A 4,465-nucleotide genomic window follows, 5' to 3' on the forward strand; every position below is an offset into this window, starting at 1 on the left:
AAGTGCATAATCAATTGCTTGCTGTTTAAATTCAGCACTAAAACGTTTGGCCATTTCTTGGATCTCCAAAGTTAACGTTACGTTATCTTTAGAGGGAAGTACTGTCCATTATTTTGGCTAGGATCAAGAAACATTATTCAGTTTATTGAAGGGGCAATACAATTTAGTGACGAGTAAAGCACGTAGTCTTCATGGATTTCTGAGTGGAATTTACGCCTCACTATGTGCATATCAATTAACCCATGGAAATAAGCCAACAATTCAAATTAAGGAATCATCGGCTTAAGCAGGATTCGGGTTAAAATATATCCTTTTACTTTTTTAGTCCCTCTTTAAACGAAAAAAGTAACCATCCTAGGGATGATTACTTTTTCGTGACAGGCTGTTTACCAACTTATATTAACACGTCTATTCGGCGCTAAGCATTGAATAAGTTGAGAATTGTGACCACTTGAACATTGCTGATATAAATCAGTCTGGCTATTCGCTTGTATTTGAATACGGTTTGGGTCTATCCCTTGTTTTACAAGTAATTTGGCAACTGTATTCGCTCGTTTAGATGATAACTCTTGGTTATAACTAAATTTACCTAATGGATCTGCAAATCCAGAAACAATAATAGGTGTTGTTGAGGGGATTTGCTTAATCTGATCGACAACATTGTCTATATTGTTTAAACCTTGCTGTATTGCACTAGCATCAGATCGATCAAAAGCAAATAAAACACTCGCTGTACGTCCATTAACCGCAATACTACTTGCAGGAGGCTGATTATTTTCGCCCCAAGCCATCAATCCTTCACATGCTTCACCTTTCCAAGATAAACGTTCAGCCAAATATTTTTTATTAAAATCAATGCGTAACTGACAACGTTGGTATTGGTTACTATTTGGTACACGTATATCTAGTACATAATTCCAGACTTTTACGACAAACAGTCCTTCACTAAATTGTGGATTGCCGAGTAAAGCTCGAATCTGGTCTTTATTTAGCCCTAAATCTAAGCGCGCAACGTCATCATACTCATAACGTTTTACTTGCTTAAGATAGCTATCTGATACTTTAGGAAACGTGACATTTTTTTGAGATACTGCTTCTTCTTGCGCATAACTAACCATTGCTAGGCCAGAAAGAACAGCAATAAATAACGCTTTAACTGTATTTTTCATATTTTTACTCTCGAAATGGAGAATGAGGAAGGACTATGCCTTCCTCGCCTAGCGAAATTAGTCAATTACACCACTAATACCGATACGAACACTTGGATCACCTTGAGAAGCTGCAGCTACACCACCAGTTAGTGACCAACGTCCATTATCAGCAGTTTTACGTAAAGTCACACCGACAGCATTCTCACCACCATGATAAGCAGCGCCAACAGCATAAGTGTATTTACCAGCTACAAATGGTGCATTTTCTAATGCCATCGCAGCGGCAATACCTGCATTCGCTCTTTTCTCAACATCGTCAATACGTTGGTTTGTCGCATAGAATGCTTGTTCAAGCTTGTTACTTACATTATCAATTTTGGTATTTAATGTTTGGTCCGCTTGATTCAATGCACCTATCGCATCACCAACATTGTTGTAAGATTTATCACCTACGTTATATGTTGGATTTGAGAAGCTTTGGGTAATATTGTCATAACCTGCTCCACCACCTAAGTAGTTTACAAGTGCTTGATTTGTGGTATTAAGTTGAGAGCCATTTACTGCATCTTTTGAAGTCGCCGTAACGGCTCCCGCTTTAACACCAGTTACCGTACGGTCACCTGCTGTTCCAGCAACATTAACCTGAGTACCACCAGTATCTTTACCAACAGTAATCGCAGCATCTTTATCAGCTTGCTGAACTAAACCTGATTTACCATTGTTAATATTGCTGATGTCAGTCTGGAGATTCGAAATATCCCCTGTATTCTTATTGACCTGTTGTTGAACAGTCCATAACTGACCTCCATTAACAGCATCTTTAGAACCTTCTGCTATAGTACCGTTTGCTACATTTTTAATGGTTGTACCATTAGTACCACCAGCTAAAGTAATAGAGTCTTTGTTAACTGATCCATCACTATTTTTATCGTATTGCACAGCACTATTAGCAAGAGCACCAACGTTATTGTTTATGCTACTTATTGCGCTATCTAGTTGTCCTTTGTTTACGGCATCTGTAGAAGAAACACCTGCTGCTACATTACTTATCGTTTTGTTACCAGCACTAATTCCAGAAGTAGTGATACTCGGACCGCCAGCAATAATTAAGCCTGTTGATCCTAACTGGACGTTATCACCAACTTTTACGCCAGTCGTATCGATAACCGTATTACCAGTCGTGACACTATCAACCTTCAAGTTTTTGTTTAGTGCAACTTTGATATTGCCTTCGTTGTCCGTCTCACTAGTTTGAGCAACAGTTAAGTTATCATCACCAGTAAAGTTCACTTTACCATTTGGCTTGATGTTTTTAGCAGTCGCACCATCACCATTAGCTGAAACTGTCCAACCTGCATTTGCTGCATTACCTGCATCAGTGACTGCTTTATCAAGTGCTGTTAAAGCGTCACCGACATTATTTGCACTCGTACCTGCAACATTATAAGTCGGGTTAGAAATTGAACCATCTGTATTAGCTTGAGCACCACCGCCAAAGATACTTGCAGTTGTATTTGTAACCTGTGTTACACGATTATCTACATGATCAAGCTGGCCTTTGTTTACTGCATCGGTAGCATTGGTGCCTGCTGCTACATTACTGATGGTGTTCCCAGCAGCATCAATACCTGTCTTGGTCACACTTGGTCCACCAGCAATGGTTAAACCATTGCTATCCAGCTTGCTGTCGCCTGTGGTTACGCTGTCCAGATCCAGATCACGATTCAGTCCATACTGAATCGTATTGCCAGTCTTGCTCACTTTCAGGTTCGTTTCACCCGCAACCGTACCAATATCAACCGTATCGCCAGCTTTGACTGCAGCCGCATTTGATCCATTGCTTTGTAAAGTCCAGCCTTTGTCTAATGCCGTGATCGCATCGCCCACGTTATTGACGTTGTTGCCATTCACGGTATAGGTTGGCGAGCTGACTGCACCTGTCGTACTGTCATAGCTTGCGCCGCCACCCAGATTGTTGGCTGTGCTGTTGCCCAAGGCATCAGTCTTGTTATTGCTTGACGTGCTTAATGCATCAAGCTGGCCTTTGTTTACTGCATCGGTAGCATTGGTGCCCGCACCAACATTGGTAACTTTCTCACCATTGGCATCCAGTCCGCTTGCTGTCAACTTCCCTGCAAATACAGGTGCATCTGCAAGTTGAATGTCAACCGTATTGCCACTGATCACCGTCTTCACATTCGAGTTCGAACCTGACGCTGTCAGACCACCTGTGATATTCAGGGTTTCACCCAACTTACGGTCAACACTGCCGCTGTTACCCGCAAAGGTAATTGGTTTAACCACCTCATTGTTCAGGTTGGTTAAGGCATCACCGACATTGCTGGCATTAACTGTTGTACCGTCAGTTTTAGTGGTGACATAGGTTGGCGAGCTTACTGCACCTGTCGTGCTGTCATAGCTTGCACCACCACCCAGATTGTTGGCGGTGCTGTTGCCCAAGGCATCAGTCTTGTTGTTGCTTGACGTGCTTAATGCATCAAGCTGGCCTTTGTTTACTGCATCGGTGGCATTGGTGCCTGCTGCTACATTACTGATGGTGTTGCCAGCAGCATCAATACCTGTCTTGGTCACACTTGGTCCACCAGCGATGGTTAATCCATTGCTATCCAGCTTGCTGTCACCTGTGGTTACGCTGTCCAGATCCAGATCACGATTCAGTCCATACTGAATTGTATTGCCAGTCTTGGTCACTTTCAGGTTCGTTTCACCCGCAACCGTACCAATATCAACCGTATCGCCAGCTTTGACTGCAGCCGCATTTGACCCATTGCTTTGTAAAGTCCAGCCTTTGTCTAATGCCGTGATCGCATCGCCTACGTTATTGACGTTATTGCCATTCACAGTGTAGGTTGGCGAGCTGACTGCACCGGTAGTGCTGTCATAGCTTGCACCACCACCCAGATTGTTGGCTGTGCTGTTGCCCAAGGCATCAGTCTTGTTGTTGCTTGACGTGCTTAATGCATCAAGCTGGCCTTTGTTTACTGCATCGGTAGCATTGGTGCCTGCTGCTACATTACTGATGGTGTTGCCAGCAGCATCAATACCTGTCTTGGTCACACTTGGTCCACCAGCGATGGTTAATCCATTGCTATCCAGCTTGCTGTCACCTGTGGTTACGCTGTCCAGATCCAGATCACGATTCAGTCCATACTGAATTGTATTGCCAGTCTTGGTCACTTTCAGGTTCGTTTCACCCGCAACCGTACCAATATCTACCGTATCGCCAGCTTTGACTGCAGCCGCATTTGACCCATTGCTTTGTAAAGTCCAGCCTTTGTCTAATGCCGTGATCG

General features: G+C 43.1%; 2 protein-coding genes and 1 pseudogene. 1 reads left to right on the forward strand and 2 read right to left on the reverse strand.

The genetic code is table 11. From position 1 onward, the window contains the following. Positions 1–127: 127 nt before the first annotated feature. Positions 128–286, forward strand: a pseudogene (locus tag MSG95_RS18685) (IS982 family transposase); the annotation flags it as partial. A gap of 100 nt (positions 287–386) precedes the next feature. Here the strand turns inward: MSG95_RS18685 and tpgA are convergent. Next, entirely contained in the window at positions 387–1,169 is a 783-nt protein-coding gene (gene tpgA / locus MSG95_RS18690) for a trimeric autotransporter adhesin/peptidogylcan-associated protein TpgA (RefSeq protein ID WP_324624959.1), read from the reverse strand. 57 nt (positions 1,170–1,226) lie between these two features. Continuing rightward, positions 1,227–4,465: YadA-like family protein (locus MSG95_RS18695; protein WP_324624960.1), on the reverse strand; the 3,239-nt coding region annotated here is incomplete at its 5' end.

The organism is Acinetobacter sp. IK23, assembly GCF_035615275.1.
Taxonomy (GTDB): Bacteria; Pseudomonadota; Gammaproteobacteria; order Pseudomonadales; family Moraxellaceae; genus Acinetobacter; species Acinetobacter seifertii.